At 38.2% G+C, this 369-nt stretch carries 1 pseudogene; it reads right to left on the bottom strand.

The features are described 5' to 3' along the window. Positions 1-50 precede the first annotated feature (50 nt). Positions 51-299 (bottom strand): annotated as a pseudogene (locus tag DLK05_RS18480) (BrnT family toxin); the annotation flags it as partial. Positions 300-369 lie beyond the last annotated feature (70 nt).

Raw genomic sequence — 369 nt, 5'->3', positions numbered from 1 at the left:
GTTTAACCAATGGCGCATTGGTAGGGTCAAAATTTTTATAGCGTTCTAGTTCATTTTGCATTGCTGTACCTCCGCTTTTGGTGATGTGATGGTTCAAATGCAGTGATTATTCTCGCAACATCTCCACGTTCAACCCAAACCACTGTTAATAGTCTACCACGATTGCTTAAACCGACTGATATTAGTCGTTGTTCATCATAGTGTCCTACATCCTCAAAAGAGATCAATGCAGGATCAAGGAAAATACTACAGACCTCATCGAACGTGATTTCTCGCCCTCGATAGACTAAATCCATTTTTTGGTCATGCCATTACATAATTTTTTTGAATTGGATCAATACTTCCAATTGAATGAGTAAAAGGATCTAT

The organism is Ancylomarina longa, from assembly GCF_003996985.1.
GTDB lineage: Bacteria > Bacteroidota > Bacteroidia > Bacteroidales > Marinifilaceae > Ancylomarina_A > Ancylomarina_A longa.
This window is presented reverse-complemented; position numbering and strand designations above follow the sequence as displayed.